Origin of the sequence: Devosia sp. YR412, from assembly GCF_900110945.1 — a bacterium.
Classification (GTDB): Bacteria; Pseudomonadota; Alphaproteobacteria; order Rhizobiales; family Devosiaceae; genus Devosia.
In genome coordinates this window covers 253,909-279,525 of sequence record NZ_FOFL01000004.1, presented here as the reverse complement: position 1 = coordinate 279,525, position 25,617 = coordinate 253,909, and the positions used below count along the sequence as shown (strand labels likewise).

Here is a 25,617-nt window from a genome sequence, read left to right as displayed (position 1 = left end):
TTGCAACGGGCCTAGAAGGAGGCATGCATCCTTTCCTTCTCGTCGGCCTCGGTGGCGCCCTTGGTTCCATGGCCCGCTATGGCACCAGTCTGATGGTCGCCCGGTTCTGGCCCACGAGCTTTCCGCTCGGCACGCTGCTGATCAATATCATTGGCTCCGCCGCCATGGGCCTGTTCATCGGCTTGATGGCCCGCTTCCTGCCGACCTGGCAGGAGGACGCACGCCTCTTTGTGGCCGTTGGGATTCTCGGCGGTTTCACTACCTTTTCCGCCTTTTCGCTCGACACGATCGTGCTGATCGAGCGCGGCGAATGGCTCTTGGCTGGCACTTATGTGCTGTTGTCGGTTGTGCTCTGCCTCATTGGGCTTTATCTCGGGCTTTTGGTGACCCGAGGCGTGGCATGAGTGGCGTTCAACAGCGGCTGGTAAACGACGACGAAGACGGCATGCGTCTCGATCGCTGGTTCGCCACGCATTTCCCCCAATTGGGCTTTGGCCGGCTGCAGAAGCTGATCCGCAATGGCGAGGTCAAGGTCGACAAGGCCAAGGTCACGACCAATACGCGACTGGTGCCCGGCCAGACCGTGCGCATCCCGCCGATCGATGATCCGGATACCGTCAAGCCGGTCAAGCTCAACGATGCCGATGCCAATTTCCTCAAGGACCTGATCCTTTATGAGGACGATGACATTTATGTCTTCAACAAGCCGCATGGCCTCGCCGTGCAGGGCGGCAGCGGCCAGAGCCGCCATCTCGACGGCATGCTGAAAAGCCTGCCCAACAAGAAGGGCGAGCCGCCGCGCCTCGTGCATCGTCTCGACCGCGATACCTCGGGTTGCCTTGTCGTCGCCAAGACCAAGCAGGCGGCCAGCCATTTCGGTAATGTGTTCCGCTCGCGCTCGGCACGGAAGATCTATTGGGCCATCGTCGCCGGCAATCCGCATCCGCAGCAGGGCGAAATCTCCTGCTTCCTCGCCCGCCAGAGCACAGACGATGGCGAGCAGATGGTTGTGGTGCGCAATGGCGCCCCCAATGCCCAGCATTCGCTGAGCTATTATTCCACCACCGATACCGCCAGCCGGCGCTTTGCCTGGGTGACGCTGAAGCCGGTCACCGGCCGCACCCATCAGCTGCGCGTGCATATGGCTCAGCTCGGCACGCCGATTATCGGTGACCCCCGCTATTTCAACATCGAGAATTGGCAGGGCGCGCCGGGCCTTTCCGAAGGCCTGCATCTGCATGCCCGCCGCATTGCCATTCCGCTGCGCAATGGCAAGCGCCTCGACATTTCGGCACCGCTGCCGCCGCATATGCGGGCGAGCTTTGAGACGCTGGGCTTTGATCCCGACCGCTATGATGTCAGCGGCGATCCGGAGGATGGCGTTTGAAACTCGTCATTTTCGATATGGACGGCACGCTGATCGACACTCAGGCGTTGATCTCCGAGCATATGGCGACGACCCTGGCCGGGGCAGGGCTCACCCCGCCGACGCCGGCCCAGTCGCGCCGCGTTATCGGCCTGTCGCTGCCCAATGCCATGGCGCGGCTGGCTCACACCGATGATCCGGTGCTGATCGACACGCTGGTCAATGACTACAAGGCGCATTACCGCGCCTCCGTTGTCACCAATGGTGACCGCGAGGGCCTGTATCCCGGCGCGCTGGAGGCATTGAACGCCTTACGGGCACTGGACGACGTCGTGCTCGGTATCGCCACCGGCAAGGGTCTCAACGGCGTGCATCGCATCCTGGCAATTCATGACCTGACCGACCACTTCGTCACCCTGCAGACGCCCGACCACAATCCCTCCAAGCCCCATCCCGGCATGCTCGAAACCGCCATGCGCGAGACCGGCGCGACCCCGGAGCAGACGGTGATGATCGGCGACACCACCTTCGATATCGAAATGGGCGTTGCCGCCAAGACCCGCACCATTGGCGTCACCTGGGGCTATCACGAGCCGCGCGAGCTGATCGCCGTCGGCGCTGACACCATGATCGACCGCTATGACCAATTGGTCCCGGCGATCGCCAAACTCCTGGACTAAGCCCATGCGCGACCAGCTCGACGAAATCCAGAAACACCTCAACGACGGTTATGGCCGGGCGCAGGAGCTCGACAAGGTCGAACTGCCCAAGCGGTTCTACAAAGACGTAGCCGCCGGTCCGGTCGATGGCGGTTTTGTCGTGACGCTCGATGGCCGCCAGACCAAGACGCCGGGCCACAAGCATCCGATCGTTGTCCCGGTCGCGGCCATTGCCACGGCCATTGCCGAGGAATGGTCGGCGCAGGGCGAGTTCATCGACGCCACCACCATGCCCATGGTGCGGCTGGTCAATTCGGCGATCGAGAGCGGCGAAGCCATGGTACCGGCCTTCCGTGAGGAAGTGCTGAAATTTGCTGCCGGCGACCTGCTGCTCTATCGCGCCGATAGCCCGCAGGAACTGGTCGCCCGGCAGGACAAGGCCTGGGATCACGCGCTGACCACGCTGGCCCGCCACTTCGGCATCAGCTTCCAGCCGACCATGGGCATCATCCACCAGCCCCAGCCCAAGGCGACGCTCGATCGTCTGGCCGAGTCGCTGGGCAATGAGAACCTGCTCACCCTCACGGCGCTGGTCTCGATCACCGGCCTGACCGGGTCGGGCCTTCTGGCCATTGGCCTGCTGCATGAGCTGTTCTCAGCCGATGAGGTCTGGACCGCGGCGCATGTCGATGAGGATTACCAGATCACCCATTGGGGCCAGGACGAGGAAGCCGAGATTCGCCGGGCCCGGCGCCGCGTGGAATTTGATACCGCCGTTGCGGTTGTGGACGCGCTGCGTCCCTAATTCGCGGAATGCACCCGTCTGGTGAGCCATTGGTTCACCGATGGTGAAATTTCTGCGAGGGGATTCAAGACGAATTCACGCTCATGGGCATAAGGGTGCGGCAGGGTCAGGCGCGGGGATATCATCTCGATCTGGTCATAGGCCAAGATGTCGATATCGATCAGCCTTGGCCCCCAGACCTCCTTGCGCACGCGGCCCATGGCGAGCTCGATGGCCTGCAGAACATCGAGCAATTCCAGCGGCTTGAGACTGGTCTCCACCTCGATCGCCATATTGGCGAAGTCCGGCTGATCCGTTTTGCCCCAAGCCTTGGTGATAATCACCGAGGAGCGTTTTGTGATGTGGACATGCTCTTCCGCATCGATCCGGCGCAAGGCCTCGGCCAGTTGCGCCGGCGGATCGCCGATATTGGCGCCCAAGCTAAGCCAAGCCTTTGAGGTCACGAGATTTTCCGCTGCCGATGCAGCTCGATCGCCGCCTCGCCGCGCACCATGGCAATCGGCGCCTCGGGCTTGCGGACGCGGATGATGATCCAGTTCACGTCCTGGAAGGCATTGAAAATCGCATCGACGATATTTTGTGCAACGGCCTCAATGAGATGCATGCGCTTGCCCTCGAAGGCCTGCTTCACCACGTCATAGATATCAGCATAGGAAACCGTCTTGCCGATGCTGTCGGTGAGGGCCGGGGCGGAGAGGTCGACGCCGCATTCGAGGTCGATAAAGAATCGCTGGCCGAGCGCCTTCTCTTCTTTCATCAGCCCATGATAGCCATAAAAGCCCAGGTCTTTCAGGATGATACGGTCGCCCGTGAACGCCTGCGTCATGTGCTACCCCAGTTCCGTCGGCGGACCATACAGCGTCGCCTGTGCCACGCGAAGGGCATCGCGATTGGCGCGGACGTCATGCACCCGAAAGATATGCCCGCCATTGAGATAGCCGATGACATTGGCGGCAATCGTGCCCGCCAGGCGCTCCTCGGGCTCGTTGCCGAGCAGTTTTCCGATCATGGATTTGCGCGAGCAACCAACAAGCAAAGGCAGTTTTTGCTGCCATCTTTCGTGTTGAATGCCGCCGATTTGCTGCAGGATTGCATAGTTTTCGCTGAGTGTTTTGCCGAAACCAAAGCCCGGATCGAGAATGAGCCGGTCGCGACTTATCCCCGCCTGCTCGGCGCGTGCGATACTGCGCTCGAAATAGCGGCGCATGTCATCGAGGAGCGGAAAAAATTTATCGCGGTCTTTTTGCCAATGCATGACGATGACCGGCACCTGGTGCAGGGCGGCGACGTCGGCCATTTCGTCCGCGCCCTGCAGGCCGTGCACGTCGTTGATGATCGCGGCGCCGGCCTGGATGGCCTGATCGGCGACGAGCGGCTTGTAGGTGTCGATGGAGAGGGGCGTGGTGATGCCGGCGGCGACCAGCGCCTGGATAACCGGCATGACGCGGTCGAGTTCTTCCTGCACGCCCACCGGCTGCGAGCCGGGGCGGGTGCTTTCGCCACCGATATCGATGATGTCGGCCCCTTCGGCGATCATCTGGTGGGCATGCGCCATGGCGGCATCGACACGATCGTGCTGGCCGCCGTCGGAGAAGCTGTCGGGGGTGACGTTGAGAATACCCATGACGCAAGGCACTGGCCCCAGGATCAGGGGCGGGCGGCTGGGCAGGGGGATGGCGTGGGTCGAGTGCATGGCTGAGGTCTACTGCGAAAAGGCCGCCCTGTATTCCCTTGGCGTGGTGCTTTTGAGGGATTTGAACTGGCGGTTGAAATTGGCGAGGGAGTCATAGCCGACTTCGCCGGCGATCTGGCCGATCGGCATGTTGCCCGAGGAGAGCAGGGCGCAGGCGCGGCCGATGCGCAGGCGGATCAGGTATTGGCTGACGCTCTGGCGGGTGTGGCGCAGGAAAGTGCGGTGCAGGCCCGAGGTCGAGAGGGCGGCGATATCGGCGAGTTGAGTCATGCTAATGGGTTGGGCGAAATTGCTGTGAATATGGTTGAGGACGCGATCAATGCGACCGCGATCGGTGGCGGCGGGCGCCAATTCGGGCGCGGTGGCCGAAAGCGGGGTGGCATCGCGGTCTTTTGCGAGGGTATGCAGCACGGAGACCAGTCCAAGAAAGCGCTCCACCGGGGGTTGGGTGAAGAGCTGTTCGACGGCCGGACGGATGGCGCTGGCGGCAGCGTCGGAGAATTTGAGGCCATTGGCGGCGCGAGCCAGCATGGCGCCCACCGGCCGCAGCTCGGCATTGGCGGTGAGCCGTTCGGCCCATTCGGGCAGGAACCACATGACCAGCGCCCGATGCGGCTGGCCGGCGTCGGGCCGGTCGAGCGAATGCCAGGTATGGGGCAGGTAGGGGCCGATCAGCACGAGGTCGCCCGGCTCGTAGCGGCCGATGTGGTCGCCGATGAAGCGCTGGCCGGAGGAATTGAGCGTCAGGGTCAGCTCGAACTCGGGATGGTGGTGCCACTGGAAGGGAATACTGTCATCGAGCCGCCGGTTGAGGGTCGCCCAGGAGGCGTCCTCATCGGTGGTGAGATGTTCGAGATAGGACTTCATGTGGCGTCGCTCACTCGTTCTGCGCCAGAATAGTATCAATACTTGCCAGCCTTGGGCAAGAAGCCACGCGCAAGGCACCCTAGGCTCAATCCCATCAGCAAGCCCCAGCGGGGACCACAATGGGAGAGAGACATGCAGCCAGCCACGAAACGCGACAGCCATCCAACCACGCAGGTGGTGACCACGCAGCTCAAGGATATCGTCAAGAAGCTGCCCCTGCGGGTGCTGAGCCCGGCAGACTGGGAGCACTGGGTGACCAAGGGCTATGTGATTGTGCGCGGTGCGGTGCCGCAGGAAAATGTCGAGCGGCTCAAGGCTTTGCTCTGGGAATTTGATGAAAAGAATCCGGCAGATCCAAGCACCTGGTATGCGCCGCAGCGCCGCGACCACAAGATGAAGGAGCTCAACGGCACCGGCATGGTGGAAATCTACAACCACCAGCTGTTGTGGGACAACCGCATGGAACAGCGGGTCTACGACGCCTTCGTCGATATCTGGGACATCGAGGAACTCTGGACCAGCATCGACCGGGCCAATCTCAATGTGCCCAAGAAGGTGCAGGGCAATCCCAATGGCTTCATCCACTGGGACAGCGATACCTCGCTCGATCCGCTGCCGATCGGCGTGCAGGGCGTCTTGAGCCTCGTCAAGCAGGATGGCGATGTAGGCGGCTTTCAGTGCATTCCCGAGCTGTTCTATGATTTCGACAACTGGGTGAAGACCCAGCCAGCCGACCGCGACCCGATGCATCCCGATACGACGGGCCTCAAGATCACCAATATCGAGATGGAGCCGGGCGATCTGATGATCTTCAACACCCTGCTGGCCCATGGCGTGCGGCCCAACCACTCCAAGGACCGGGTGCGCATGGCGCAATATATTTCGATGTATCCGGCCGACGAGGGCAATGTGGCGGAACGCACAGAACGGGTGCGGCTATGGCGCGAGCTCGACCACCCGCAGCGCGATGCCTTTCCGGGCGATCCGCGTGAATGGGAGAAGAAAAATTCCGAGACGGCCAAGCTGACCGAGCTGGGCGAGAAGCTGCTGGGGCTGAAGAGCTGGCATTAATCAACGGCGGTTGGCGCAATCAGCGCCAGCCGCCCTTGGCTTCCAGTGTGGATTTGAGAATCAGGGTCAGCACCGCCATCAGCGCCAGAGTCGATGCCGCGGCAAACGAGCCGGTGACGTTGAAATCATTGAACAATTGGCTGATCTGCAGCGGCAGGGTGTTGGTCTGGCCGCGGATCGAGCCGGAGACCACTGAAACTGCGCCGAATTCGCCCATGACGCGGGCATTGGTGAGGATGGCGCCGTAGAGAATCGCCCAGCGGATATTGGGCAGGGTGACGAACCAGAACATCTGCCAGCCATTGGCGCCGAGCGAAAGCGCCGCTTCCTCATCCTCGGTGCCCTGCTGCTGCATCAGCGGAATCAGCTCGCGCGCCACGAAGGGGGCAGTGACGAAAAGGCTGACGAGGATGATGGCGGTGACGGTGAACATCAGCTGGATGCCGGCGCCTTGCAGGGCCGGGCCCAGCAGTCCCTGGCCGCCATAGAGGAAGAGATAGACCGTGCCGGCGACGATGGGGCTGACGGCGGCGGGCAGTTCGATCAGGGTGATGAGCACCTGCCGGCCGGGGAAGCGGAAGCGGGTGACCAGCCAGGCGATGCAGACGCCGATGACGATGTTGATCGGGACCACGATGATGGCGGTGAAGATGGTGAGGCCGATTGCGTGCAGCGTCGCGGGTTCGGCGATATTGGCGAGATAGACGCCCAGGCCTTCACGCAGGGCAAAGGCGAAGATCACCGCCAGCGGGACCACCAGCAGAGCACCGGCAAAGACGAAGGCCAGGGTGATGAAAATCATTTCGGCGGTGCTGCGGGTCGCTCTGGTCATCACCGGCTCCGATCCGCGTAGCGCACCTGCCAGGATTGCAGGGCATTGGTGAGGAGGAGGGTGACGAAGGCGGCAAGCAACAGGACGAAGGCCAAAGCGGCGGCGCCTTCGTAATTGTATTCGTCGATACGGATGAAGATCAGCAGCGAGACGATTTCGGTGAGGCCCGGCAGGTTGCCGGCAATGAAGACCACGGCGCCAAATTCCCCGAGCGAGCGGGCAAAGGAGAGCACGCAGCCGGCCATGAAGGCGGGCAGGATGGTAGGCCAGATGACGCGGGCAAAAATCTGCCAGCGCGTGGCGCCCAAGGTTTGCGCGGCCTCCTCAAGATCGACCTGGATTTCTTCCAGCACCGGCTGCACGGCACGGACCACGAAGGGGATCGAGGTGAAGGTCATGGCGATGATGATGCCGAGCTGGGTGTAGTTGACCTTGAAGCCATTGGGCTCGAGAAACTGGCCATACCAGCCGGTTGGCGCGAACAAGGTCACCAGCACCAGGCCGGCGACGGCGGTGGGCAGGGCGAAGGGCAGGTCGACCAGGGCATCAAGAATGCGCTTGCCGGGGAAGCTGTAGCGGGTGAGCACCCAGGCCAGCAACAGGCCGAGGGCGCCGTTGAAGATCGTGGCGATGAAAGCCGAGCTGAAGGTGATGCGATAGGCGGCTAGCGAACGGTTGGAGGCGACAATGCGCCAGAATTCCTCGAAGCCCATGCCGCCGACTTTCAGCAGCATGGCCAGCAACGGCAGCACGATAATGATGGTCAGATAGAGCATGGAGACGCCCAGCGTCAGCCCGAAGCCGGGCAGCAGATGCTTGGAACGTTTCGATGCCATGGTTTCTCACGCAAATGGGCGGGCTTGGGGCCCGCCGGTATTGGTTCAGATGTCGCTACTCACACGATGTCATCCCGGCCTTGAGCCGGGATCCATGTCGAGATTGTGCCACTGCCGCAAGGTGGTTCGATCTGGCGGCGTGCGGTGAGATCTCAGGATGGGCCCCGGCTCAAGGCCGGGGTGACATCGCGTTTGTGGAGCCTTTTTGGGACGCGTTGTAGCGCCTTATTGGTTCACGAACACCTTGTCGAGCAGGCCGCCGTCGGCGAAGTGCTCGGCGGAGACCTTGTCCCAGCCGCCGTAGGCTTCGTCGACGGTGACGAGGCGGATTTCCGGGAAATCTGCGGCGTGGGCGGCGAGGACCGCATCATCGCTGGGGCGGTGGAAGTTGGCGGCGGCGACTTCCTGGCCTTCAGGGGTGAAGAGGAAATCGAGATAGGCCTTGGCGATGTCGCGGCTGCCGCGGGCGTCGACGACCTTGTCGACAAGGGCGACCGGGAATTCGGACAGGAAGCTGACCGAGGGGACGACCGAGTCATACTTGTCGGCGCCAAGCTGCTTGCGCACGCCCAGCACTTCAGCCTCGAAAGTCACCAGCACGTCGCCGAGCTGGCGCTCGGTGAAGGCGGTGGTAGCGGCGCGGCCGCCGGTCTCGAACACCGGGACATTGGCGAACAGCTTGGTGAGGAATTCTTCCACCTTGGCTTCGTCGCCGGCATATTCCTCGGTCGCCCAGGCGCGGGCGGCCAGATAGGTGTAGCGGCCGTTGCCGGAGGTCTTGGGGTTCGGGAAGATCACCTGCACGCCTTCGGCGGCGAGATCACCCCAATCGGCAATGCCCTTGGGATTGCCGGCGCGGACGAGGAAAGAGGGGAAGGAATAGAAGGGCGCGGCATTGTTGGGGAATTCTGAGGCCCAGTCGTCGGAGACGAAGCCGCCTTCCACCAGTTTGTCGATATCGGTGACCTGATTGAAGGTCACGACGTCGGCAGCGAGGCCTTCCAGCACGGCGCGGGCCTGAGCCGAGGAGCCGGCATGCGACTGGTTGATCGTGGTGGTGGCGCCGGAAGCGGCAAAGGCGGCGTTCTCGGCCTCGAACAGCTCGCGGGCGATGTCATAGGAGGCGTTGAGGATGTCGGTCGGCTGGGCAAAGACCGGGCTGGTACCGAGGGCGATGGCCGCAACGGCGGTGGCGAGAAGCTTGTTCATGTGACGCTGGTGTCCGGGACAGGATGACGTTGGCGTCGAGATGGGGGGAGGATTGGCGCGAGGTCCAGCGGTAAAGCGCTGTTTGGGAAGGGTAATTTACCAGCGGGCAGGGTGGGGCAATCAGGTTGCGCGGGAAGGGTGCGGGGCGGGATTTTGTTTCCCCATACTCGGTGTCATCCCGGCCTTGAGCCGGGATCCATCTCGAGATAGTGCCGCGGCCGCAAGGTGGTTCGAACGATCGACCTGGCGGCGGGTCCGCCATCTCAGGATGGGCCCCGGCTCAAGGCCGGGGTGACACCGTGGGCGTGGATCGGGCCGTGCAAACGCCGAGCATCCCGCGAAAAGCAAAAGGCACCGCTGGTGCGGCGCCTTTGCAGATTGAGTCCGGCAATGGCCATAAGCCATTGAAATGGAATCTAGTTCAGCGCCTTCACCGGCGTGGCGAACAGGTCGTATTCGTCGCTGTCGGTGACCAGCACGTCGATCATGTCGCCGGGCTTGATGCCGGTGGCGTTGGAGACCACGACCTGGCCGTCGATCTCGGGGGCGTCCCACTTGGAGCGGGCGATGGCCTTGTTCTGGTCGGGCTGGACGTCATCGACCAGCACCTGGATGGTGCGGCCGACCTTCTTGGCCAGCTGGCCGGCGGAGACGTTCTGCGCCACTTCCATCAGCCGTTCCCAGCGATCCTGGGCGACGTCGTCGGGGACGATGCCTTCCAGCTCATTGGCCGGGGCGCCGGTGACGGGCTCATATTTGAAGCAGCCGGCGCGGTCGATCTCGGCTTCCTCGATGAAGTCGAGCATCATCTCGAAATCTTCCTCAGTCTCGCCGGGGAAGCCGACGATGAAGTTGGAGCGCACGGTCAGGTCGGGGACCTGGGCTTTCCAGTTGAGGATGCGGTTGAGGGTCTTTTCCTGGTGCGCCGGGCGGCGCATGGCCTTCAGCACTTTCGGGGAAGCGTGCTGGAAGGGAATGTCGAGATAGGGCAGCACCAGGCCTTCGCCCATCAGTTCCATGATCTGGTCGACATGGGGATAGGGGTAGACATAGTGCAGGCGCACCCAGGCGCCGAACTGGCCGAGTTCCTTGGCCAGGTCATAGAATTTCGCCTTGACCGGGCGGCCACGGTAGTTGGATTCCGCGTATTTGATATCGACGCCATAGGCGCTGGTGTCCTGGGAGATCACCAGCAGTTCCTTGACGCCGGAACGAACCAGGCCTTCGGCCTCGCCGAGAATGCCGGCGGCCGGACGGGAAGCCAGGTCGCCGCGAATCTGGGGGATGATGCAGAAGGAGCAGCGATTGTTGCAGCCTTCGGAAATCTTCAGATAGGCGTAATGGCGCGGGGTCAGCTTGAGGCCCTGTTCGGGCACCAGGTCGACAAATTTATTGGGAACGGGCGGCAGGTGCTTGTGCACGGCCGAGACGACGTTCTCATACTGATGCGGGCCCGAGATGGCGAGCACGGACGGATGCGTGGCGCGGATCAGCTCTTCCTCGACGCCGAGGCAGCCGGTGACGATGACGCGACCGTTTTCGTTGAGGGCTTCGCCGATGGCTTCCAATGATTCCTGCTTGGCGGAATCAAGGAAGCCGCAGGTGTTGACGAGGACGATATCGGCGCCGGCATAGTCGCGGCTGAACGAATAGCCTTGGGCCCGCAAGGTCGACATGATGCGTTCGCTATCGACGAGGGCTTTGGGGCAGCCGAGGCTGACGAGGCCAATTTTTGGCGCTTGGCTCATGTGAGCGAGATTTCCAATGTTGGATTTGTTGGGCGCGTCATACAGAAAGAATGACGGTTACGCAATGATACCGCCTCCCGCGCCATGCGGGGCTGACCTGCCGATTCCGGCGAACACATGGACTTGAATGTTCGGATTGGTGAACAGTGCGTCCGCATTGTGTCCGGTACCGCTAGGCAAGCGTTTGGTTTAGTGCAATTTTCCCCGATGCGCCGATCGAAGCGGCGCAGCACTTTATGTCAAGGATCATCCTATGTTCGATCGTCTCTCCGCCTATGCGCCGCAGGCCCTCGCCGTGCTGCGCATCGTTACGGCTCTGCTGTTTCTGCTGCATGGCACCCAGAAGGTGCTGGGCTTCCCGGCAACCGAAATGTCGCCGCCGCTGATGAGCCTGTTCGGCCTCGCCGGCCTGATCGAGATCGTCACCGGCATCCTGATCATCATCGGCTTCTTCACCCGTCCGGCCGCTTTCGTGGCTTCGGGCACCATGGCCGTGGCCTATTTCATGGTTCACGCGCCGATGAACACCTTCCCGACCAACAATGGCGGCGACGCAGCCATCCTGTTCTGCTTCGTGTTCCTCTACCTGGTGTTCGCCGGTCCGGGCGCCTGGAGCGTCAACAAGAAGTAAGCCTCTTAGCGCAATGAAAAAGGCCGCCGGGATGGATGTCCCGGCGGCCTTTTTGTTTTTGGTCACCGCAATCAGGTGACGTTTTTGGGCGGTGGCGTGCGCTTGGCGGTGCGGCGCGGCTTGGCGAAGACTTCGCCGGAGCTGGTGGCCGGGGCGCGGGGGGCGTCTGTGGTTGGCGCGACATAGGGCGCAGGCTCGGTGGCCGAGGTGATATATTCGTCGGCCTCGGCATAATCGAGATCATCGCCCTCCTCGGCGAGATCGCGGATGGCGTCGCGGACTTCATCGAGCAGGCTGGCCGAATAGCGCGACCGGGTCACCGTCTCGCCGCTCGACTCATGGGTGCGGAACCAGACCAGCAGCGCCTCGCACAGAATGCGCAGGGACACGAAGGAGATGAGGCCGAAGACCACAATCTCCAGCAGGCCCCAGAGAACATTGCCGAACCCGAAGCCGAAGCTCCAGAACAGGTGGCTGACGGCCCAGAGCAGGATGGCGGCGAGGCCGAGGGCATAAAGGATCGGCACCAACTTCGGCGACAGGATGGCGTCGAGTTTGAAAAGCGTCTGCCGCGTGAAGAGGCGCTTGAGGTCGTCCAAGGTCATCTTGCCCTCCGAGGGTCGATTCTTTCGTTATGCAACTTGGCCATGCGGGGCGGCGCTGACAAGGCCTTCCTCGCTGGCATAAATAGTGGGGCCGAAGCGGGCTTCGAAGGCGCTGCGCAGCACCGAATCGACTTCCTCCATGGACACCAGCTGGCCGAGGTCCTCGAAGCTGGTGACGCCCTGGTCGGTGATGCCGCAGGGGACGATGCCGTCGTAGTGAGAGAGGTCTGGAGCCACGTTCAGGGAGATTCCGTGGAAGCTCACCCATTTGGAGACGCGCACGCCAATGGCGGCGATCTTATCTTCGCGCAGCACGCCCTTGTCGGGGCGCTTGACCCAGACGCCGATGCGGCCGTCGCGGCGTTCGCCGACGACGTTATGGGCGGCCAGCGTGTCGATGACCCAGCCTTCCAGCCCCTGCACCAGGCAGCGGATGTCGCGGCCGCGCCTGGTGAGGTCCAGCATGACATAGGCCACGCGCTGGCCGGGCCCGTGATAGGTATATTGCCCGCCACGACCGGCGTCATAGACCGGGAAGCGGTCTGACAGCAGGTCGCCGGCGACGGCCGAGGTGCCGGCGGTGTAGAGCGGGGGATGTTCGAGCAGCCAGATGGCTTCTTCGGCCTCGCCGGCAGCAATGGCGGCGGCGCGGGCCTTCATGGCTTCCAACGCGACGGTGTAGGGCACCGGCTCGGACGAAATGATCCATTGCACCGGGCGTGAGTCATCGCGTGCCAGTTTGGAACTGGTTTCGCAGCCGTCGTCACGCATTGTTAACATTTCCATAACCATAGTCGCCTGTAACAGATTCCGCGGTGGCCACGTGTCAGCCGCGCCGGGGTTCGCCATCTATCTATGAGCACATTAGACAATATTGAAGTGGACATCACGGTCGAGCTTGGCGCCACGACCATGCCGATCCACCATTTGCTGCGCATGGGGCGCGGCGCGGTGATCGAACTCGATGCCACCGAGCATGATCCGCTCAACATCTATGCCAATAACACGCTGATCGCCCATGGCGAGGTCAGCGTCGAAGATGGGCACCTGCGGGTATCGATAACGGAGAAGATTTTCCGTCGGGGATAGGTTCTGTCCACAGGCCGCGCCGAAATCTCGATTTAAGCGCTTGAGGTTATGAAAGACCTTTGCTACATCCCCACTCGCTTCGACCCCTCGGGTCGGGGCTCTACCAGAAGTGCGGTCGTGGCGGAATTGGTAGACGCGCAGCGTTGAGGTCGCTGTGCCCGAAAGGGCGTGGAAGTTCGAGTCTTCTCGACCGCACCAATCATCCTTTGGATGACCAGAAAAAGGCCGCCCTTCGGGGCGGCCTTTTGGTTTAGGGCGTGGTGGTTGCCGGAGCCGCCGGGGCCATGGTGTCGGCCGGGGCTGCAGGCGCTGCCGCTGGAGCCGGGGTGGCTGGTGCCGTTGTTGCCGGGGGCGCATCGGCGGCTGGGGCCGTGCTGTTGTCCGGGGCGTCGCCGCCACAGGCGGCCAGAGCGAGCGCTGCGGCAATGGCAAGCGGGGCGAGCAGAATCTTGGACATGGGATCTCCTTGGGATGAACCTCTGATTGATCTTGGTCTTCACGACGGCGCGAGCTAAGCCACGCTTTGAGGCGAAGATGGGGCTGCCCGAGAATGGCCCTAATTGGCCGGTGATCGCGTCGAATGCTGCTCTGACAGGGTTTTGGGCGCCCGATGCCGCCAGGCATCTTCCAGCCGCAGGGCCAGCTCTTCGTCGGAAATAGCGCCCAGCCGGATCAGTACCGCGGCATAGCCGACATAGTGCTGGGTCTCGAAATAGATGTCGGGCGAGATTTCCATCAAGAGGATTTTCTGTTCGGCCGGGCATTGCAGGACCAGCACATCGGGCTCGCGCAGGCGGACGAAACTCTTGTCGCGCACCTTGAGGGCAGGGGTGCCGTAGCTGGTGCTGCGGGTGACGCCGGGCAGGCGGCGCTGCTCGACGAGTTTTTCGATGCGGATGAAGGCCTGGTCGAGCTCTGTGGTCATTTTCGTCTAACCCCTTCAATTCGACGCGCCCACTCTGGCGCATCGCCAGGTGATTGGCTACAGCTTGGCCTGCCCCGAAATTCTTGTCCTGCAAGGGCCTCCAATGAGCACAGATCCCGAGACGGCACCCGGCCTGGACGCCGGGACAGACAGCAATGCGTTCCGCGACAGCGAAGACCGCATCAGTCCGCTCTGGCTGGAACGCCTGCGCGCCTATTTGGCTGCCGGGCGCGATGATGATGTGGCGACGGTCGTCGAACCCTTGCATGCCGCCGACCTGGGCGACGTGCTGGAATCGCTTGATCCGGACGAGCGGCTGCATCTGGTGCGGTTGTTGGGCGATCGCTTCGACTATTCGGCGCTGACCGAGGTCGATGAATCGGTCCGCATGGAAATCATGGACGAGATTCCCAACGCGGATATCGCGCGCGGCGTCTCGGGCCTCGACAATGACGATGCGGTGGCGATTCTCGAGGATCTCGAGCAGGAAGACCGCGACGAAGTGCTGGCCAAGCTGCCGACTTTCGAGCGGCTGAGCCTCAAGCGAAGCCTGGATTTCCCCGAAGAATCCGCCGGCCGGCGGATGCAGACCGATTTCATCGCCATTCCGCCGTTCTGGTCGGTCGGGCAGACCATCGACTATCTGCGCACCGAGCCCGACCTGCCGGACGAATTTTACCAGATTTATGTGGTGGACGCGTCCTATCAGGTGCTGGGCATCATTCCGCTCGACAAGTTCTTGCGGGCGCAGCGCGCAACGGCGATCGAAGCACTGATGAACACCAATCTGGTGCTGGTCGATGCCAATGAGGACCAGGAAGAGGCCGCGCGCGACTTCGAACGCTACGATCTGGTGGAAGTCGGCGTCATCGACGAAAGCAAGCGGCTGGTCGGCGTGCTCACCATCGACGACATCGTCGACGTCATTCACGAAGAGGCCGACGAAGACATCAAGCTGCTGGCCGGTGTGGGCGACGAGGACATTTCCGATTCGACCTTCGACACCGTGCGCAGCCGCACGCCCTGGCTGGTGATCAACCTGTTTACCGCGGTGGCGGTGTCCTTCGTCATCGGTCTGTTCGGTGCGACCATCGACCAGATGGTGGCCTTGGCGGTGCTGATGCCGATCGTTGCCTCGATGGGCGGCAATGCCGGTACGCAGACCATGACGGTGACGGTGCGCGCATTGGCGATGCGCGAGCTGGATGGACGGCGCCTGCGCCGGCTGGTCGGCCGCGAAATGGTGGTGGGCATCGCCAATGGCGTGATCTTTGCCATTCTGATCGGTCTGGTGACCTGGGTGCGCTTCAACGACCTGCAGCTGGGCTTTGTCATTGCGCTGGCGATGATCATCAACCTGATCGTGGCGGGTACGGCGGGCATTCTGATCCCGGTGATGCTGGACAAGTTCAAGGCCGACCCGGCGATTGCTTCGGCGGTGTTCGTGACCACGATTACCGACATGGTCGGCTTCTTCGCCTTCCTCGGCATTGCCGGGCTGTGGTTCGGCCTGTTCTAGCCATGAGCGTTGCCTTCACCAAGGAAGACAGTGCCGAGACGGCGGCCGAAACCATGCTGCCGGACCGTCCGATTTCCGACGCGCCCAATCTGGTGACGGCGAAGGGTTTGGCGGCACTGGAGCGGCAGCTTGCGGCGGCGCGGGCCGAGTATGATGCGGCCATGGCGGTGGACGATATCAATGAGCGGCGGCGGCAGGCGGCCAATCCGTTTCGCGACCTGCGCTATTTCACCGAGCGCCTGCGCACGGCACAGCTGATGCCGAAGCCGGAGGGCAATGACGTGGTCGCCTTCGGCAGCACGGTAACCTTCAACCGGGATGATGGACGGGTGCAGACCTATCGGCTGGTGGGCGAGGACGAGGCCGATCCCAAGGCGGGGTCGATCTCCTATGTTTCGCCGATTGCACGAGCGCTGATTGGCAAGAGCGTGGGTGATGTGGTCAGCCTTGGTGAGCACGAGCTGGAGATTGTCGCGATCGCCTAGGCTGCCCATGATGGCGCCTGTCAGCTAGTCTTCGGTCGAGGCTCTGGCAGGAGGATCGAGATGGAGCAGGTCACCGGCGGCTGCCAATGCGGCAAGGTGCGGATCGTGGCGCGGGGCACGCCCTATCGGGTGGCGATCTGCCATTGCCTCGACTGCCGCAAGCATCATGGCGCGCTGTTTTATGCGGCGGCGATCTTTCCGCAGGACGCCGTGACGATCAGCGGTGAAACGTCCAACTATAGAGGTCGGCACTTCTGTCCGAGCTGCGGCTCGTCGGTGTTTGCGCGCTGGGAGGATGAGGTGGAAGTGCATCTGGGGACGCTGGATGCGCCTGACCAATTTGTGCCGACTTACGAGAGCTGGGTGGTGCGGCGCGAGGCCTGGTTGCCGGAATTTTCGGGCCTGACGCGATTCGAGCATGGACGGACCGGGGCAGGGCGGACGCAGGACTGATCGCCCCAAGCCGCACCGCTTTTACCCGCCCAAAATGCGCAATTGGGCCGTTTCGTGACATGCGCCTCGCGCATCACAGCGTCAATCCAGGCAACGTTGACCGCGTCATTGCTGCGTTTTCAACTCGTCCCTCATTCCCGCCGCTTTGCTCGCGGGGTTAGCGCGGTGCCTCTGGGTGTCGGCGAAAAAGCTTGGAAAATCAGGCTTGCTTGGGACAGGAGATGCCTCGTTGCCCAGGATTTTGTATCTCGTGCACAATCTGGCGGATCCGGCGGTAGCGCGGCGCATCGCCATGCTGCAGGCGGGTGGTGCCACGGTGGACCTCGTGGGTTTCCGGCGCGGCGATGCGCCAAAGCCGGAGCTGCCGGTGGAAACCATGGTCGAGCTCGACATCACCCATGACGGGCGGATGCTGCAGCGGCTGGTGGCCACTTTGGGGGCGGCCTGGCGGGCGCCGGACTGGTCGCGGGCGCTCAAGCGCCCTGACGTGATCATGGCGCGCAATCTCGAAATGCTGGGCGTGGCCAACCGGCTGGTCGGGCTGTGGGGCGGTACGCCGGCGCTGGTTTACGAGAGTCTAGATATTCATCGGCTGCTGTTGCGGTCGGATGGCGTGGGGCAGGCGATGCGCGGGCTGGAGCAGCGCTTGATGCGGCGCGTCGATGCGCTGATAACCAGCTCGCCGGCCTTTTTGCGCAATCACTTTCATGTCCACGGTGCGCCGCCGACGCTGCTGGTGGAGAACAAGGTGTTTGCGCCGGGGTTTAGCGCTGTGGGATGCAATCCGGCGCTGTTGGGCGATTTTGCGCCGATGCGGCTGGGCTGGTTCGGCGCCTTGCGCTGCAGCAAGTCGCTGGCGGCGCTGGATGCGCTGTCGCGGCATTTCGGCGGTGGGCTGGAAGTGACCCTGCGTGGGCGGCCGGCGCTGACCGAGTTTGCGGATTTTCATGCGACTACCACGGCGGCGCCGCATCTGAATTATGCCGGGACTTTCCGCTATCCGGACGATCTGGCGGAAATCTATTCGGATGTGCATTTCGTGTGGGCGATCGACTTTTTTGAAGAAGGGCAGAATTCCAATTGGCTGCTGCCCAACCGGATTTACGAGGGGTGCCTGAACGGCGCCGTTCCGATCGCGCTGGCCGGGACGGAGACGGCAGCATTCATCGAGCGGCTGGGCATTGGCGTGGTCGTGCCGGATATCCGGCCGGAGACGCTGATCGGCCTGTTTGAAGGCATGACAGCGGAGCGGATGCAGCAACTGGCGGCGGCCGTGGCCAGCCTGCCGCGCGACTTGTTCCGCTGCAGCGAAGAAGATTGCGCCCAGCTCGTGGCGCATCTGTCCTCGCTCAAATCCACCATTCCCGACCTGGAGGAAGCCGCATGACGGCCAGCACCATTATTGTCGTGCCGACGCTGAACGAGGCGCGCCATATCGGGCCGCTGCTTGATGCGCTGCTGGTGGAGGCCGCGGCGCTGGATGCACGGATCATCGTGGCCGATGGCGGCAGTGGGGACGGCACGGTGGATATCGTGACGCGGCGGGCGGCCAGCGAACCGAGGGTTGTGCTGATCCACAATCCGCAGCGGATCCAGAGCGCGGCGATCAATCTGGCGGTGGCGCAGTTTGGCGATGGGGTGGATTACCTGATCCGCATCGATGCGCATGGCGCCTATCCGCCGGATTATTGCCGCATGCTGGTGGCCGAGGCCGAGGAGCGGCAGGTGGGTGGCGTCGTGGTGCCGATGACCACGGTCGGCACGGCGCCATTCCAGCGGGCGGTCGCGACGGCGCAGAATTCAGCCATCGGCACCGGCGGTTCGGCGCATCGCACCGGCAAGGGCAGCGGGCCGGTCGATCACGGCCATCACGCGCTGATGCGGGTGGATGCTTTCCGCCAGGTCGGCGGCTATGACCAGAGTTTTCGCTTCAACGAGGATGCCGAGCTGGACTATCGGCTGCGGCAGGCCGGGCATATGATCTGGCTGACTGATCGCACCGGGATGACCTATTATCCGCGCGCCACGGCTGCGGGCCTGTTCCGGCAGTATTTCGGCTATGGCGGGGGCAGGGCGCGCAATATTCTGAAGCACCGCATGCGGCCGCGGCTGCGCCAGATGGCGCCGCTTGCCATCCTGCCGGTGGTGCTGCTGGCTGCGTTGTCGATCTGGCATTGGGGCTTTCTGGTGCCGCTGGCGCTGTGGGGCGTCGGCTGTATCGCTTTGGGCATGCATGCGGCGCGCCAGCACGCGCCGGATTATGGCATGCCCATGCTGCTGTCGCCGCTGGTGGGGCTGGCCGCCATGATCATGCATTTCGCGTGGTCGTCGGGCTTTTGGGTCCATGTGGCGCAGCATCCGTTTGCACGGAAGGCGGTGTAGTCATGGCCAGCGTTGATATCTGCATCTGCACCTTCCGCCGGCCCTTTCTCGCCGAGACGCTCGCTTCCATCGCGCGGATGGAGAGCGGTGAGCATGATGTGCGGGTGATCATTGCCGACAATGACCACCAACCGACGGCCTGGGCGCTGGTCGACGAGATACAGCAGCAGTTTCCGTTTCCGATCACCTATACCCATGCGCCGGCGGCCAATATCTGTATCGCGCGCAATGCCTGCCTCGAGCATGCGGCGGCCGACTTCGTGGCCTTTGTCGATGACGATGAGGTGGTGACGCCGGGCTGGCTGACGGCGCTGGTTGCAAAGGCCGAGGCTACCAATGCGGCCGCCGTTCTCGGTCCGGTGCGCGCGCTTTACGCCCCCGAGGCGCCGCGCTGGATGGTGGATGGCGACTTTCACGCCACGCTGCCGGTGTTCGTCAACGGCGCGATCCGCACCGGCTATACCTGCAATGTACTGATCCGCTGGAGCGCGCCCTACAATGCACTGCGGTTCGATCTGGCGCTGGGCAAGAGTGGCGGCGAAGACACCAGCTTTTTCTATGCGCTGAGTGATCTCGGCGGCACGATAGAATACGCGCCTGATGCGCTGGTTGAAGAGCCGGTGCCGGCCGAGCGGGCCAGCATGGCCTGGCTGGTGCGGCGAAAACTGCGCTTCGGCCAGACGCATGGCATGCTGCAGGCGGGGTCGCGCGCAAAAGCGCTGGCGGTGGTTTCGGCCAAGATCACCTACTGCGGCGCCATGGCCGCGCTGACGACGTTTTCCCCGGTGCAGCGCCGCCGCAACTGGCTGCGCGCCGTGCTGCATGTCGGCGTGGCTGGCGGCTTGCTGGGCGTGCGCCAGGCGACCCATTACGGACAGATTGCGCCGCGCTAAGCGGCTTTCCCGATTTCCCGACCACCATGGCGGAGCGACTGCATGCTTGAGAAAAACAGCTATCCCGAAACGTTTACCCCCCAATCGTCTGATCTCAAGACCATTGACCTCGAACGCGTGATGTTCCTGGTGCGGCGGCAGGCGCTGGTGCTGGGGCTGAGCGTCTTGGTGGCGCTGTTGCTGGCGGTGTTCTACCTGACGCTGGCGCCACGCAGCTATATGTCGGCGGGGCAGGTGCTGCTCGATCAAAAGCTCGAACAGGCAGCCGGCGAGGGCGGTACCGCCAGCAGCAGCGCCGATCTCGAAGCGCAGGTGCTCAACCAGATCGAAGTGCTGCGCTCCAGCCGCGTGGCGACGGCGGTGGCGCAGGCTGAAAACCTCACCACCGACCAGGAATTCCTCAATCCGCCACCGAGCTTTAGCCAGCGGGTTCGTGGGTTGATCCCGTTCATGAGCAGCGAGCGGCCGACCAATCTCGAGGCCACCCTCGACGAGGTGGTCGGCATGCTGCGCGCCAATGTGCAGGTCGATCGTATGGGGCGCAGTTCCATTATCCGCGTCGGCTATGAGGCAGCGACGCCCGAGCTGGCGCAGCGTATCGCCCGCGCCTATGCCAATGCCCTGCTGCAGGACCAGCTCAATGCGGAACTGGAAGCCACCAGCGCGGCTTCGGACTGGCTGCAGCAGCGTCTCGCTGAAATCGGCGAAAGCCAGCGCAATGCCAGCCTGGCCATCGAACAATATCGCCAGCAGACTGGTCTCTCCGTCGGGCAGGACCAGAACCTGACAACGCAACGTATCGAGGCTCTCTCCGGTCAGCTGGCCACGGCACAGGCTGAGACGGCGCGGCTGCGGGCTTTGTCGGAGCAATTGGCCACCGTGGTTGCGGCTGGTCCGGAAGCGGCATCGGGCTATGTTTCTCTGCTCAGTGGCACGCAGGCTGATCCGGCTGAGATCGCCATTCTGCGCACCCAATCGGCGGCTTTGACCAGTCGGGCGGCGGAAGTTGAAGCGGCGTTTGGCGAGGATCATCCGCAATTGCAGACCCTTGCCGCCGAAAAAGCGGCGCTCGATAGCCGTATCTATGCGCTGCTGCAAAATCTCGATGGCCAGTATCGCACCCAGCTTTCCATTGCCACGCAGCAGGAGGCTGGACTGCGCAGCGATATCAATGCCGAGGGCCAGAACGCCGGGCTGATCAGCCAGGATCAGGTGCGCCTCAACGAATTGCAGCAGCGCTCCGATGCTTTGCGATCGCTCTATAACAGTTACCTGCTGCGCTACGAGGAATCGGTGCAGCGCCAGAGTTTCCCGATCCCCTCGGTGCGCGTGGTCACCGAGGCGCTCTTGCCCGACCAGCCGTCCAGCCCGCGCACCATGGTGATCCTCGCCGCGGCCTTTATCTTCGGCACTTTTATCGGCGCCGTGCTGGGCGCCTTCAACGAATTGCGCGAACGCGGTTTCCGCGTCGGCTCGCAGGTGCGCCGCCATCTGGGGCTGCGCTTTCTCGGCTATGTGCCGCGGCTGCAGCTCGACGGCCGCGCTGCGCCGGGCGAACAGCGCAAGACGATCCGCACCCTGGTGCGCGGCGCTTTCGGCCAGCGCATCGGCCGGCGCTGGGGCGGTCCCTATATGGAGGCGCTGAAGGCAACGCGGCTGGTGCTGCAGCCGATCAGCGAGCGCGGGACGGCGGTGGTCGGCGTGCTGTCGGCGCTGCCGGGTGAGGGCAAATCGACCTTTGCCGTGTCGCTGGCCGAAATGCTGGCCGCCTCGGGCTCGCGGGTGTTGCTGATCAATGCTGACGAAAGCGCGCCGGAAAAACGTAACGCGGTATCGCGGCCCATCCTGCCGTCACAGCGCGGCGACTGGCGCGATGTGACCACCACGGACGGTGACACTGGGATCATGACCCTGGCCGCATCGGCGCTGGAAGCGGGCGGTGGCGATCTGTCGGGGCCGGATATGCAGAAGGTGCTGGCCGAAGCGCGTGGGCAGTTCGACCATGTGATCATGGATCTGCCGGCACTGGGCCTGGTCATCGATGCCATCTCGGTATTGCCGCTGACCGATGGCTGCGTGCTGGTCACCGAATGGGGCAAGACGCCGCGCCGGCTGCTGACGGGCCTCTTGGAACGCGAGCCTGAGCTGGCCGACTATATCGTCGGCGTGGTGCTCAATAATGTGGATCTGAATGCCCTGCCGAAGTTCACCGATGCCGGCGGGCTCGAGCGCTTTGCGTATAATGCGGAACAGCGGATGGAGGCGGCGCCAAATTAGGAGCGGACGCTGCGCGGCGTCTTTGGCCTGGCGCCTGACGACCCACACCCACGGTGTCACCCCGGCCTTGAGCCGGGGCCCATCCTGAGATTTCACCTCACGCCGCCAGATCGAACCACCTTGCGGCCGTGGCGCCATCTCGAGATGGATCCCGGCTCAAGGCCGGGATGACACCGTGGTTGTGGAGGCTTCTTCGATATATGCAGCTTGATGCGGGTGGTGCGGTTTACTCCGCCGCCACCCTGAACCCATCCATCAACCGGTTCTGCAAACCGATACGGGATAGCGCTGCCAGGAAGTCGTCGCCGATGTCGTCGCGGTCGAGGGCGTAGGCGACATTGGCGGTGAGGAAGCCGATCTTTGAGCCGCAGTCGAAGGACTGGCCTTCGTATTTGACGCCGTAGAAGGGCTGCTGGCGCTCCAGGGTCTGCATGGCGTCGGTCAGCTGGATTTCGCCGCCGGCGCCGCGCGGCTGGTCTGCCAGCAGGTTGAAGACTTCGGGTTGCAGGATATAGCGGCCGGAGATGATCAGGTTTGACGGCGCTTCGGCAACGGCCGGCTTTTCCACCATGCCATTGATGCGGAAGCTCTGGTCACTGCCATCGCCACGCCCGACCACGCCATAGGATGAGACCTCGGCCATCGGCACTTCCTCGACGGCGATGATATTGCCGCCGGTTTCCTCATAGGCTTCCATCATCTGCTTGAGCACGCCGCGGCGGCTCTTGAACAGCATGTCGGGCAGCAGCAAAGCAAAGGGCTCGTCGCCCACGATGTCGCGGGCGCACCAGACGGCATGACCCAGGCCCAGCGGTTCCTGCTGGCGGGTGAAGCTGGTGCGGCCGGCCGAGGGCAGATCCTGCTGCAGCTCTTTGAGTACGCGGGTCTTGCCGCGGGCCTCGAGCGTGGCTTCCAGCTCGAACTGGCGATCGAAGTGATCTTCGATGACGCCCTTGTTGCGGCCGGTGACGAAAACGAAATGGCTGATTCCCGCTTCGCGCGCTTCGTCCACGGCATATTGGATCAGTGGCCGATCGACGACCGTCAGCATTTCCTTAGGCATGGCTTTGGTGGCAGGCAAGAATCGGGTTCCCAATCCTGCGACTGGAAAGACAGCAGTTTTGACGCGTTTGGACAATTCACTCTCCTTAAATGCGTAGGGCAAGAGAATTGGACCATGCGAAGAGCAGTCGAACCACCGCAAATTCTGTTCCGGACTGCATGGCTCGATTGCACATATGCTGTTTGTGCGTTTTGCCTAATTTGGCAGCAAGGCAACGGAATTTGGCCCTATTTCGCCGAAATTCCCAGGGTTGCTTTAGTATGGATCGAAAGATGTAGTTAGTATAATTGCGGATGCTGTCTGGCTCGCCAAATAAAAGTGTTTTGTGATATCTGGAGGGCAAGCGCTTCCCGGGATGCGGCGCGCGCGGCGCAGTCGTGATCGGACAGCCCCTTTCAGTCTAGCTATGAGAGTTGTATTTACCGCGTGGTGCTAGACCAACTATAGCTGAGGCGCCGACGCCGCCTGCATGGTGGATCAAGCATTGGCGGGACAATTGCCGCCGTCGCTGAAGGCCGCGGCCAGAGGAGGATTTCGTGGAGCCAAAGGGACCCGATGATGGTCAGGTGCACAAAGTGCCGATGACGTCGGCCCAGCCGGCGCGCGATCGGACTGCGCTGGCCTGGCCCTGGGGGCTGGTGGCCATCGGCGTGATGGCGCTGGCCTGGGTTGGCATCTACCTGATCTGGAACGGCGTGGTCTTTCTGTTCAATTGATGGGCAGGCCGCAGGCTTTTGCCCGGACAAAACATTACTTGCACAGCCTGTTCGGCATAGAAGAGCGGAAACGATAATCTTTTCAATGTGAGTTCACGCGCCGGTGATCGACTTCACCGGCTGATTTGCCCTTTGGCGCCGACGCCGCTTTTCGGTGAATTTGTGACAGGGTCGTGCATTGCAGCCATGCGCACCCGGCGTTGCCACACCTTTCCGATCATGTTTGCCTTCACCCCATGGCGACCACTTCCTGCCACGGAAGGGAAGCCGGCAAAGTGCGGCGCACCCGGCGCGATCCGGGTCCAGTTTGATGTGCGACGGGCCTGGATCCCGCGTGAGCGCCTGCGCTTGCGTGAACCCTGGCTCACGTCCAGCAGATGGCGCCGCGAGTGTTCAGAGGCTTCAAACTTCGCGGGAGAACGCCATGTCGATCATCAATGCCGACGTCAGTTCCGACATCCAATCCAGCAGCCGGCGCGGCATCGGTGCCAAGCGCGCCTTCGACATCATGACGGCCTCCGCCATGCTGCTGTTTGCCTTGCCGGCGATGTTTTTCATCGCCGTCATCATGTTTTCATCGGACCGCGGCCCGATCCTCTTCTCGCATGAGCGCATTGGCCAGAACGGCAAGCGTTTCAAATGCCTCAAATTCCGCTCGATGGTGGTCAATTCGCAGGACGCTTTGCGGCGGCATCTCGAACTGTTCCCCCAGGCTCGGGCCGAATGGGACGCCACCCAGAAGCTGCGCGACGATCCGCGCATCACCCCGCTGGGCCGGTTCCTCCGCGTCACCAGCCTCGATGAGCTGCCACAGTTGATAAATGTCATTCGTGGCGAGATGAGCCTCGTTGGCCCGCGTCCAATCGTGCAGGACGAAGTCATCCGTTATGCCGAGCAGATCGAGCATTATTCGGCCGTGCGGCCCGGCATTACCGGCCTCTGGCAGGTCAGCGGCCGCAGCGATGTGGACTATGACAAGCGCGTGCAGCTCGATACGCTCTATGTTCGCGAATGGTCGTTCCTCGGTGACCTCGTCATCCTGGTCAAGACGATCAAGGTCGTCGTGCTGCGCAGCGGCAGCCGATAGGAGAGACACCATGGCCCTGCTTTCGCTCCGCCCCCGCGCCTTCCGCACCCGCAATCCCGGTCGCGATGCCGAGACCGACGAAGCCCGCTTCGGCACGATCAGCAATGCCGTCTCCATGGCCCTGGCCGATGCCCGTCGCGAGCGGGAAGGCCTCGGCCAGCGGCTCAATTTCTATTATGCGCAGGCCGTCAACCTGATGGACAATTCCGGCGATTATGGCCGGCGCGAGCGCGAGGACGAAAAGGCGATCGGCTCTGCCGAGAGCAATGCCTCGCGGGCCCGCCAGCGCATTGCCCATCTCGATATCCAGATCCAGCGGCTCGAGGAGCTGCTTGGCCAGGTCGACCGGACGCTGGCGCCCAAAACGATGCCCGACGAGGGCGTGGCCTGAGCCCCGGCTCACGGC

30 protein-coding genes and 1 tRNA gene are annotated in these 25,617 nt (G+C 62.9%); 18 read left to right on the top strand and 13 right to left on the bottom strand.

Translation table 11 applies throughout. The features are described 5' to 3' along the window. Positions 1-23: 23 nt before the first annotated feature. The 4 genes from crcB to BM045_RS15060 are packed head-to-tail and all read left to right on the top strand — an operon-like array spanning position 24 to position 2,830. Positions 24-404: a fluoride efflux transporter CrcB gene (gene crcB / locus BM045_RS15075; RefSeq protein WP_092184679.1), complete on the top strand. Its 381-nt coding sequence runs from the start codon at positions 24-26 to the stop codon at positions 402-404. Continuing rightward, positions 401-1,387, top strand: coding sequence for an RluA family pseudouridine synthase (locus BM045_RS15070; RefSeq protein ID WP_092184677.1), 987 nt, complete (start codon positions 401-403; stop codon positions 1,385-1,387). The genes crcB and BM045_RS15070 overlap by 4 nt, the downstream gene beginning before the upstream one ends. Next, positions 1,384-2,046, top strand: coding sequence for an HAD-IA family hydrolase (locus tag BM045_RS15065; protein ID WP_210185030.1), 663 nt, complete (start codon positions 1,384-1,386; stop codon positions 2,044-2,046). The genes BM045_RS15070 and BM045_RS15065 overlap by 4 nt, the downstream gene beginning before the upstream one ends. Positions 2,047-2,050: 4 nt before the next feature. Next, complete coding sequence (locus BM045_RS15060; RefSeq protein ID WP_170848531.1) at positions 2,051-2,830, top strand: ATP12 family chaperone protein; 780 nt, start codon at positions 2,051-2,053, stop codon at positions 2,828-2,830. On the opposite strand, the gene folK is transcribed toward BM045_RS15060, so the two are convergent. Genes folK through BM045_RS15040 form a run of 4 tightly spaced genes read right to left on the bottom strand, consistent with a single transcriptional unit; the run spans position 2,827 to position 5,390 of the window. Beyond that, the gene (gene folK / locus BM045_RS15055; protein WP_244523014.1) at positions 2,827-3,249 is read right to left on the bottom strand and encodes a 2-amino-4-hydroxy-6-hydroxymethyldihydropteridine diphosphokinase; all 423 of its coding nucleotides are present in this window, start codon (positions 3,247-3,249) and stop codon (positions 2,827-2,829) included. The two genes, BM045_RS15060 and folK, sit on opposite strands and share 4 nt — an antisense overlap. A 20-nt stretch (positions 3,250-3,269) precedes the next feature. Then, positions 3,270-3,656 (bottom strand): dihydroneopterin aldolase, encoded by a 387-nt coding sequence (folB, locus tag BM045_RS15050; protein ID WP_092184671.1) that lies wholly within the window; start codon positions 3,654-3,656, stop codon positions 3,270-3,272. 3 nt (positions 3,657-3,659) lie between these two features. Further along, entirely contained in the window at positions 3,660-4,523 is an 864-nt protein-coding gene (gene folP, locus BM045_RS15045) for a dihydropteroate synthase (RefSeq protein ID WP_092184669.1), read from the bottom strand. A gap of 9 nt (positions 4,524-4,532) precedes the next feature. Beyond that, positions 4,533-5,390 (bottom strand): helix-turn-helix domain-containing protein, encoded by an 858-nt coding sequence (locus BM045_RS15040; protein WP_092184667.1) that lies wholly within the window; start codon positions 5,388-5,390, stop codon positions 4,533-4,535. Positions 5,391-5,522: 132 nt separating this feature from the next. Here BM045_RS15040 and BM045_RS15035 point away from each other — a divergent pair, with 132 nt between their 5' ends. Next, on the top strand, positions 5,523-6,461 hold the full coding sequence (locus BM045_RS15035) for a phytanoyl-CoA dioxygenase family protein (protein WP_092184665.1): 939 nt from the start codon (positions 5,523-5,525) through the stop codon (positions 6,459-6,461). 19 nt (positions 6,462-6,480) lie between these two features. Here the strand turns inward: BM045_RS15035 and cysW are convergent, their stop codons facing one another. The 4 genes from cysW to rimO form a co-directional block, all read right to left on the bottom strand. After that, the gene (gene cysW, locus BM045_RS15030; RefSeq protein WP_244523019.1) at positions 6,481-7,263 is read right to left on the bottom strand and encodes a sulfate ABC transporter permease subunit CysW; all 783 of its coding nucleotides are present in this window, start codon (positions 7,261-7,263) and stop codon (positions 6,481-6,483) included. Positions 7,264-7,292: 29 nt separating this feature from the next. Then, positions 7,293-8,129 carry a sulfate ABC transporter permease subunit CysT gene (gene cysT / locus BM045_RS15025; protein ID WP_092184662.1) on the bottom strand — a complete coding sequence of 279 codons (837 nt, stop codon included), beginning with the start codon at positions 8,127-8,129 and terminating at the stop codon, positions 7,293-7,295. A 225-nt stretch (positions 8,130-8,354) separates the two neighbouring features. Beyond that, entirely contained in the window at positions 8,355-9,338 is a 984-nt protein-coding gene (locus tag BM045_RS15020) for a sulfate ABC transporter substrate-binding protein (protein WP_092184660.1), read from the bottom strand. A gap of 416 nt (positions 9,339-9,754) precedes the next feature. Next, a complete protein-coding gene (rimO, locus tag BM045_RS15015; protein ID WP_092184658.1) occupies positions 9,755-11,086 on the bottom strand; it encodes a 30S ribosomal protein S12 methylthiotransferase RimO in 1,332 nt (443 codons plus the stop codon). Positions 11,087-11,339: 253 nt separating this feature from the next. Here rimO and BM045_RS15010 point away from each other — a divergent pair, with 253 nt between their 5' ends. Further along, positions 11,340-11,717 carry a DoxX family protein gene (locus BM045_RS15010; protein WP_092184656.1) on the top strand — a complete coding sequence of 126 codons (378 nt, stop codon included), beginning with the start codon at positions 11,340-11,342 and terminating at the stop codon, positions 11,715-11,717. A 71-nt stretch (positions 11,718-11,788) separates the two neighbouring features. On the opposite strand, the gene BM045_RS15005 is transcribed toward BM045_RS15010, so the two are convergent. Continuing rightward, a complete protein-coding gene (locus BM045_RS15005) occupies positions 11,789-12,322 on the bottom strand; it encodes a DUF4282 domain-containing protein (RefSeq protein WP_092184654.1) in 534 nt (177 codons plus the stop codon). 27 nt (positions 12,323-12,349) lie between these two features. Next, entirely contained in the window at positions 12,350-13,093 is a 744-nt protein-coding gene (gene lipB / locus BM045_RS15000) for a lipoyl(octanoyl) transferase LipB (protein ID WP_244523013.1), read from the bottom strand. Positions 13,094-13,177: 84 nt separating this feature from the next. Here lipB and BM045_RS14995 point away from each other — a divergent pair, with 84 nt between their 5' ends. Next, positions 13,178-13,411: a FliM/FliN family flagellar motor switch protein gene (locus BM045_RS14995; protein WP_092184652.1), complete on the top strand. Its 234-nt coding sequence runs from the start codon at positions 13,178-13,180 to the stop codon at positions 13,409-13,411. A gap of 111 nt (positions 13,412-13,522) precedes the next feature. Beyond that, a tRNA-Leu gene (locus tag BM045_RS14990) sits at positions 13,523-13,609 on the top strand. A 52-nt stretch (positions 13,610-13,661) separates the two neighbouring features. On the opposite strand, the gene BM045_RS14985 is transcribed toward BM045_RS14990, so the two are convergent. Together BM045_RS14985 and BM045_RS14980 are read right to left on the bottom strand one after the other, a co-directional pair. Further along, entirely contained in the window at positions 13,662-13,868 is a 207-nt protein-coding gene (locus BM045_RS14985) for a hypothetical protein (protein ID WP_092184650.1), read from the bottom strand. A gap of 99 nt (positions 13,869-13,967) precedes the next feature. After that, positions 13,968-14,336, bottom strand: a complete 369-nt coding sequence (locus BM045_RS14980) for an MmcQ/YjbR family DNA-binding protein (protein ID WP_092184648.1) — start codon at positions 14,334-14,336, stop codon at positions 13,968-13,970. 103 nt (positions 14,337-14,439) lie between these two features. Between BM045_RS14980 and mgtE the strand changes: the two genes are divergently transcribed. From mgtE to BM045_RS14950, 7 genes are all read left to right on the top strand, one after another. Beyond that, complete coding sequence (gene mgtE / locus BM045_RS14975; protein ID WP_092184646.1) at positions 14,440-15,855, top strand: magnesium transporter; 1,416 nt, start codon at positions 14,440-14,442, stop codon at positions 15,853-15,855. 2 nt (positions 15,856-15,857) lie between these two features. Continuing rightward, positions 15,858-16,340 carry a transcription elongation factor GreA gene (gene greA, locus BM045_RS14970; RefSeq protein WP_092184644.1) on the top strand — a complete coding sequence of 161 codons (483 nt, stop codon included), beginning with the start codon at positions 15,858-15,860 and terminating at the stop codon, positions 16,338-16,340. A gap of 60 nt (positions 16,341-16,400) precedes the next feature. Further along, positions 16,401-16,793 (top strand): GFA family protein, encoded by a 393-nt coding sequence (locus BM045_RS14965; RefSeq protein ID WP_092184642.1) that lies wholly within the window; start codon positions 16,401-16,403, stop codon positions 16,791-16,793. A 229-nt stretch (positions 16,794-17,022) separates the two neighbouring features. After that, positions 17,023-18,180, top strand: a complete 1,158-nt coding sequence (locus BM045_RS18965; protein WP_170848530.1) for a glycosyltransferase — start codon at positions 17,023-17,025, stop codon at positions 18,178-18,180. Continuing rightward, complete coding sequence (locus BM045_RS18960) at positions 18,177-19,175, top strand: glycosyltransferase family 2 protein (RefSeq protein WP_170848529.1); 999 nt, start codon at positions 18,177-18,179, stop codon at positions 19,173-19,175. Before BM045_RS18965 ends, BM045_RS18960 begins: the two co-directional genes overlap by 4 nt. A gap of 2 nt (positions 19,176-19,177) precedes the next feature. Next, positions 19,178-20,068: a glycosyltransferase family 2 protein gene (locus tag BM045_RS14955; protein WP_092184640.1), complete on the top strand. Its 891-nt coding sequence runs from the start codon at positions 19,178-19,180 to the stop codon at positions 20,066-20,068. 42 nt (positions 20,069-20,110) lie between these two features. Beyond that, the gene (locus BM045_RS14950; protein ID WP_092184638.1) at positions 20,111-22,345 is read left to right on the top strand and encodes a Wzz/FepE/Etk N-terminal domain-containing protein; all 2,235 of its coding nucleotides are present in this window, start codon (positions 20,111-20,113) and stop codon (positions 22,343-22,345) included. A gap of 226 nt (positions 22,346-22,571) precedes the next feature. Here BM045_RS14950 and galU read toward each other — a convergent pair whose 3' ends face one another. Continuing rightward, complete coding sequence (gene galU, locus BM045_RS14945) at positions 22,572-23,483, bottom strand: UTP--glucose-1-phosphate uridylyltransferase GalU (protein ID WP_092184636.1); 912 nt, start codon at positions 23,481-23,483, stop codon at positions 22,572-22,574. Positions 23,484-23,944: 461 nt separating this feature from the next. Between galU and BM045_RS14940 the strand changes: the two genes are divergently transcribed. From BM045_RS14940 to BM045_RS14930, 3 genes are all read left to right on the top strand, one after another. Then, a complete protein-coding gene (locus BM045_RS14940; protein ID WP_092184634.1) occupies positions 23,945-24,124 on the top strand; it encodes a hypothetical protein in 180 nt (59 codons plus the stop codon). Between the two features lie 424 nt (positions 24,125-24,548). Further along, positions 24,549-25,211: a sugar transferase gene (locus BM045_RS14935; protein ID WP_092184632.1), complete on the top strand. Its 663-nt coding sequence runs from the start codon at positions 24,549-24,551 to the stop codon at positions 25,209-25,211. A 10-nt stretch (positions 25,212-25,221) separates the two neighbouring features. After that, positions 25,222-25,602 carry a hypothetical protein gene (locus BM045_RS14930; RefSeq protein ID WP_092184630.1) on the top strand — a complete coding sequence of 127 codons (381 nt, stop codon included), beginning with the start codon at positions 25,222-25,224 and terminating at the stop codon, positions 25,600-25,602. Positions 25,603-25,617: the final 15 nt, after the last annotated feature.

What these genes read in the sequence shown, in the direction of transcription:
- mgtE (WP_092184646.1), top strand. Translation starts at nt 14,440, where the DNA reads ATGAGCACAGATCCCGAGACGGCACCCGGCCTGGACGCCGGGACAGAC.
- cysW (WP_244523019.1), bottom strand. Translation starts at nt 7,263, where the DNA reads ATGATTTTCATCACCCTGGCCTTCGTCTTTGCCGGTGCTCTGCTGGTG.
- BM045_RS15010 (WP_092184656.1), top strand. Translation starts at nt 11,340, where the DNA reads ATGTTCGATCGTCTCTCCGCCTATGCGCCGCAGGCCCTCGCCGTGCTG.
- BM045_RS14965 (WP_092184642.1), top strand. Translation starts at nt 16,401, where the DNA reads ATGGAGCAGGTCACCGGCGGCTGCCAATGCGGCAAGGTGCGGATCGTG.
- BM045_RS14935 (WP_092184632.1), top strand. Translation starts at nt 24,549, where the DNA reads ATGTCGATCATCAATGCCGACGTCAGTTCCGACATCCAATCCAGCAGC.
- cysT (WP_092184662.1), bottom strand. Translation starts at nt 8,129, where the DNA reads ATGGCATCGAAACGTTCCAAGCATCTGCTGCCCGGCTTCGGGCTGACG.
- lipB (WP_244523013.1), bottom strand. Translation starts at nt 13,093, where the DNA reads ATGCGTGACGACGGCTGCGAAACCAGTTCCAAACTGGCACGCGATGAC.
- BM045_RS14955 (WP_092184640.1), top strand. Translation starts at nt 19,178, where the DNA reads ATGGCCAGCGTTGATATCTGCATCTGCACCTTCCGCCGGCCCTTTCTC.
- rimO (WP_092184658.1), bottom strand. Translation starts at nt 11,086, where the DNA reads ATGAGCCAAGCGCCAAAAATTGGCCTCGTCAGCCTCGGCTGCCCCAAA.
- BM045_RS15060 (WP_170848531.1), top strand. Translation starts at nt 2,051, where the DNA reads ATGCGCGACCAGCTCGACGAAATCCAGAAACACCTCAACGACGGTTAT.
- BM045_RS15040 (WP_092184667.1), bottom strand. Translation starts at nt 5,390, where the DNA reads ATGAAGTCCTATCTCGAACATCTCACCACCGATGAGGACGCCTCCTGG.
- folP (WP_092184669.1), bottom strand. Translation starts at nt 4,523, where the DNA reads ATGCACTCGACCCACGCCATCCCCCTGCCCAGCCGCCCGCCCCTGATC.
- BM045_RS18960 (WP_170848529.1), top strand. Translation starts at nt 18,177, where the DNA reads ATGACGGCCAGCACCATTATTGTCGTGCCGACGCTGAACGAGGCGCGC.
- greA (WP_092184644.1), top strand. Translation starts at nt 15,858, where the DNA reads ATGAGCGTTGCCTTCACCAAGGAAGACAGTGCCGAGACGGCGGCCGAA.
- BM045_RS15035 (WP_092184665.1), top strand. Translation starts at nt 5,523, where the DNA reads ATGCAGCCAGCCACGAAACGCGACAGCCATCCAACCACGCAGGTGGTG.
- BM045_RS14930 (WP_092184630.1), top strand. Translation starts at nt 25,222, where the DNA reads ATGGCCCTGCTTTCGCTCCGCCCCCGCGCCTTCCGCACCCGCAATCCC.
- BM045_RS14950 (WP_092184638.1), top strand. Translation starts at nt 20,111, where the DNA reads ATGCTTGAGAAAAACAGCTATCCCGAAACGTTTACCCCCCAATCGTCT.
- BM045_RS15020 (WP_092184660.1), bottom strand. Translation starts at nt 9,338, where the DNA reads ATGAACAAGCTTCTCGCCACCGCCGTTGCGGCCATCGCCCTCGGTACC.
- folB (WP_092184671.1), bottom strand. Translation starts at nt 3,656, where the DNA reads ATGACGCAGGCGTTCACGGGCGACCGTATCATCCTGAAAGACCTGGGC.
- BM045_RS14995 (WP_092184652.1), top strand. Translation starts at nt 13,178, where the DNA reads ATGAGCACATTAGACAATATTGAAGTGGACATCACGGTCGAGCTTGGC.
- BM045_RS14980 (WP_092184648.1), bottom strand. Translation starts at nt 14,336, where the DNA reads ATGACCACAGAGCTCGACCAGGCCTTCATCCGCATCGAAAAACTCGTC.
- BM045_RS15005 (WP_092184654.1), bottom strand. Translation starts at nt 12,322, where the DNA reads ATGACCTTGGACGACCTCAAGCGCCTCTTCACGCGGCAGACGCTTTTC.
- crcB (WP_092184679.1), top strand. Translation starts at nt 24, where the DNA reads ATGCATCCTTTCCTTCTCGTCGGCCTCGGTGGCGCCCTTGGTTCCATG.
- BM045_RS14985 (WP_092184650.1), bottom strand. Translation starts at nt 13,868, where the DNA reads ATGTCCAAGATTCTGCTCGCCCCGCTTGCCATTGCCGCAGCGCTCGCT.
- BM045_RS15070 (WP_092184677.1), top strand. Translation starts at nt 401, where the DNA reads ATGAGTGGCGTTCAACAGCGGCTGGTAAACGACGACGAAGACGGCATG.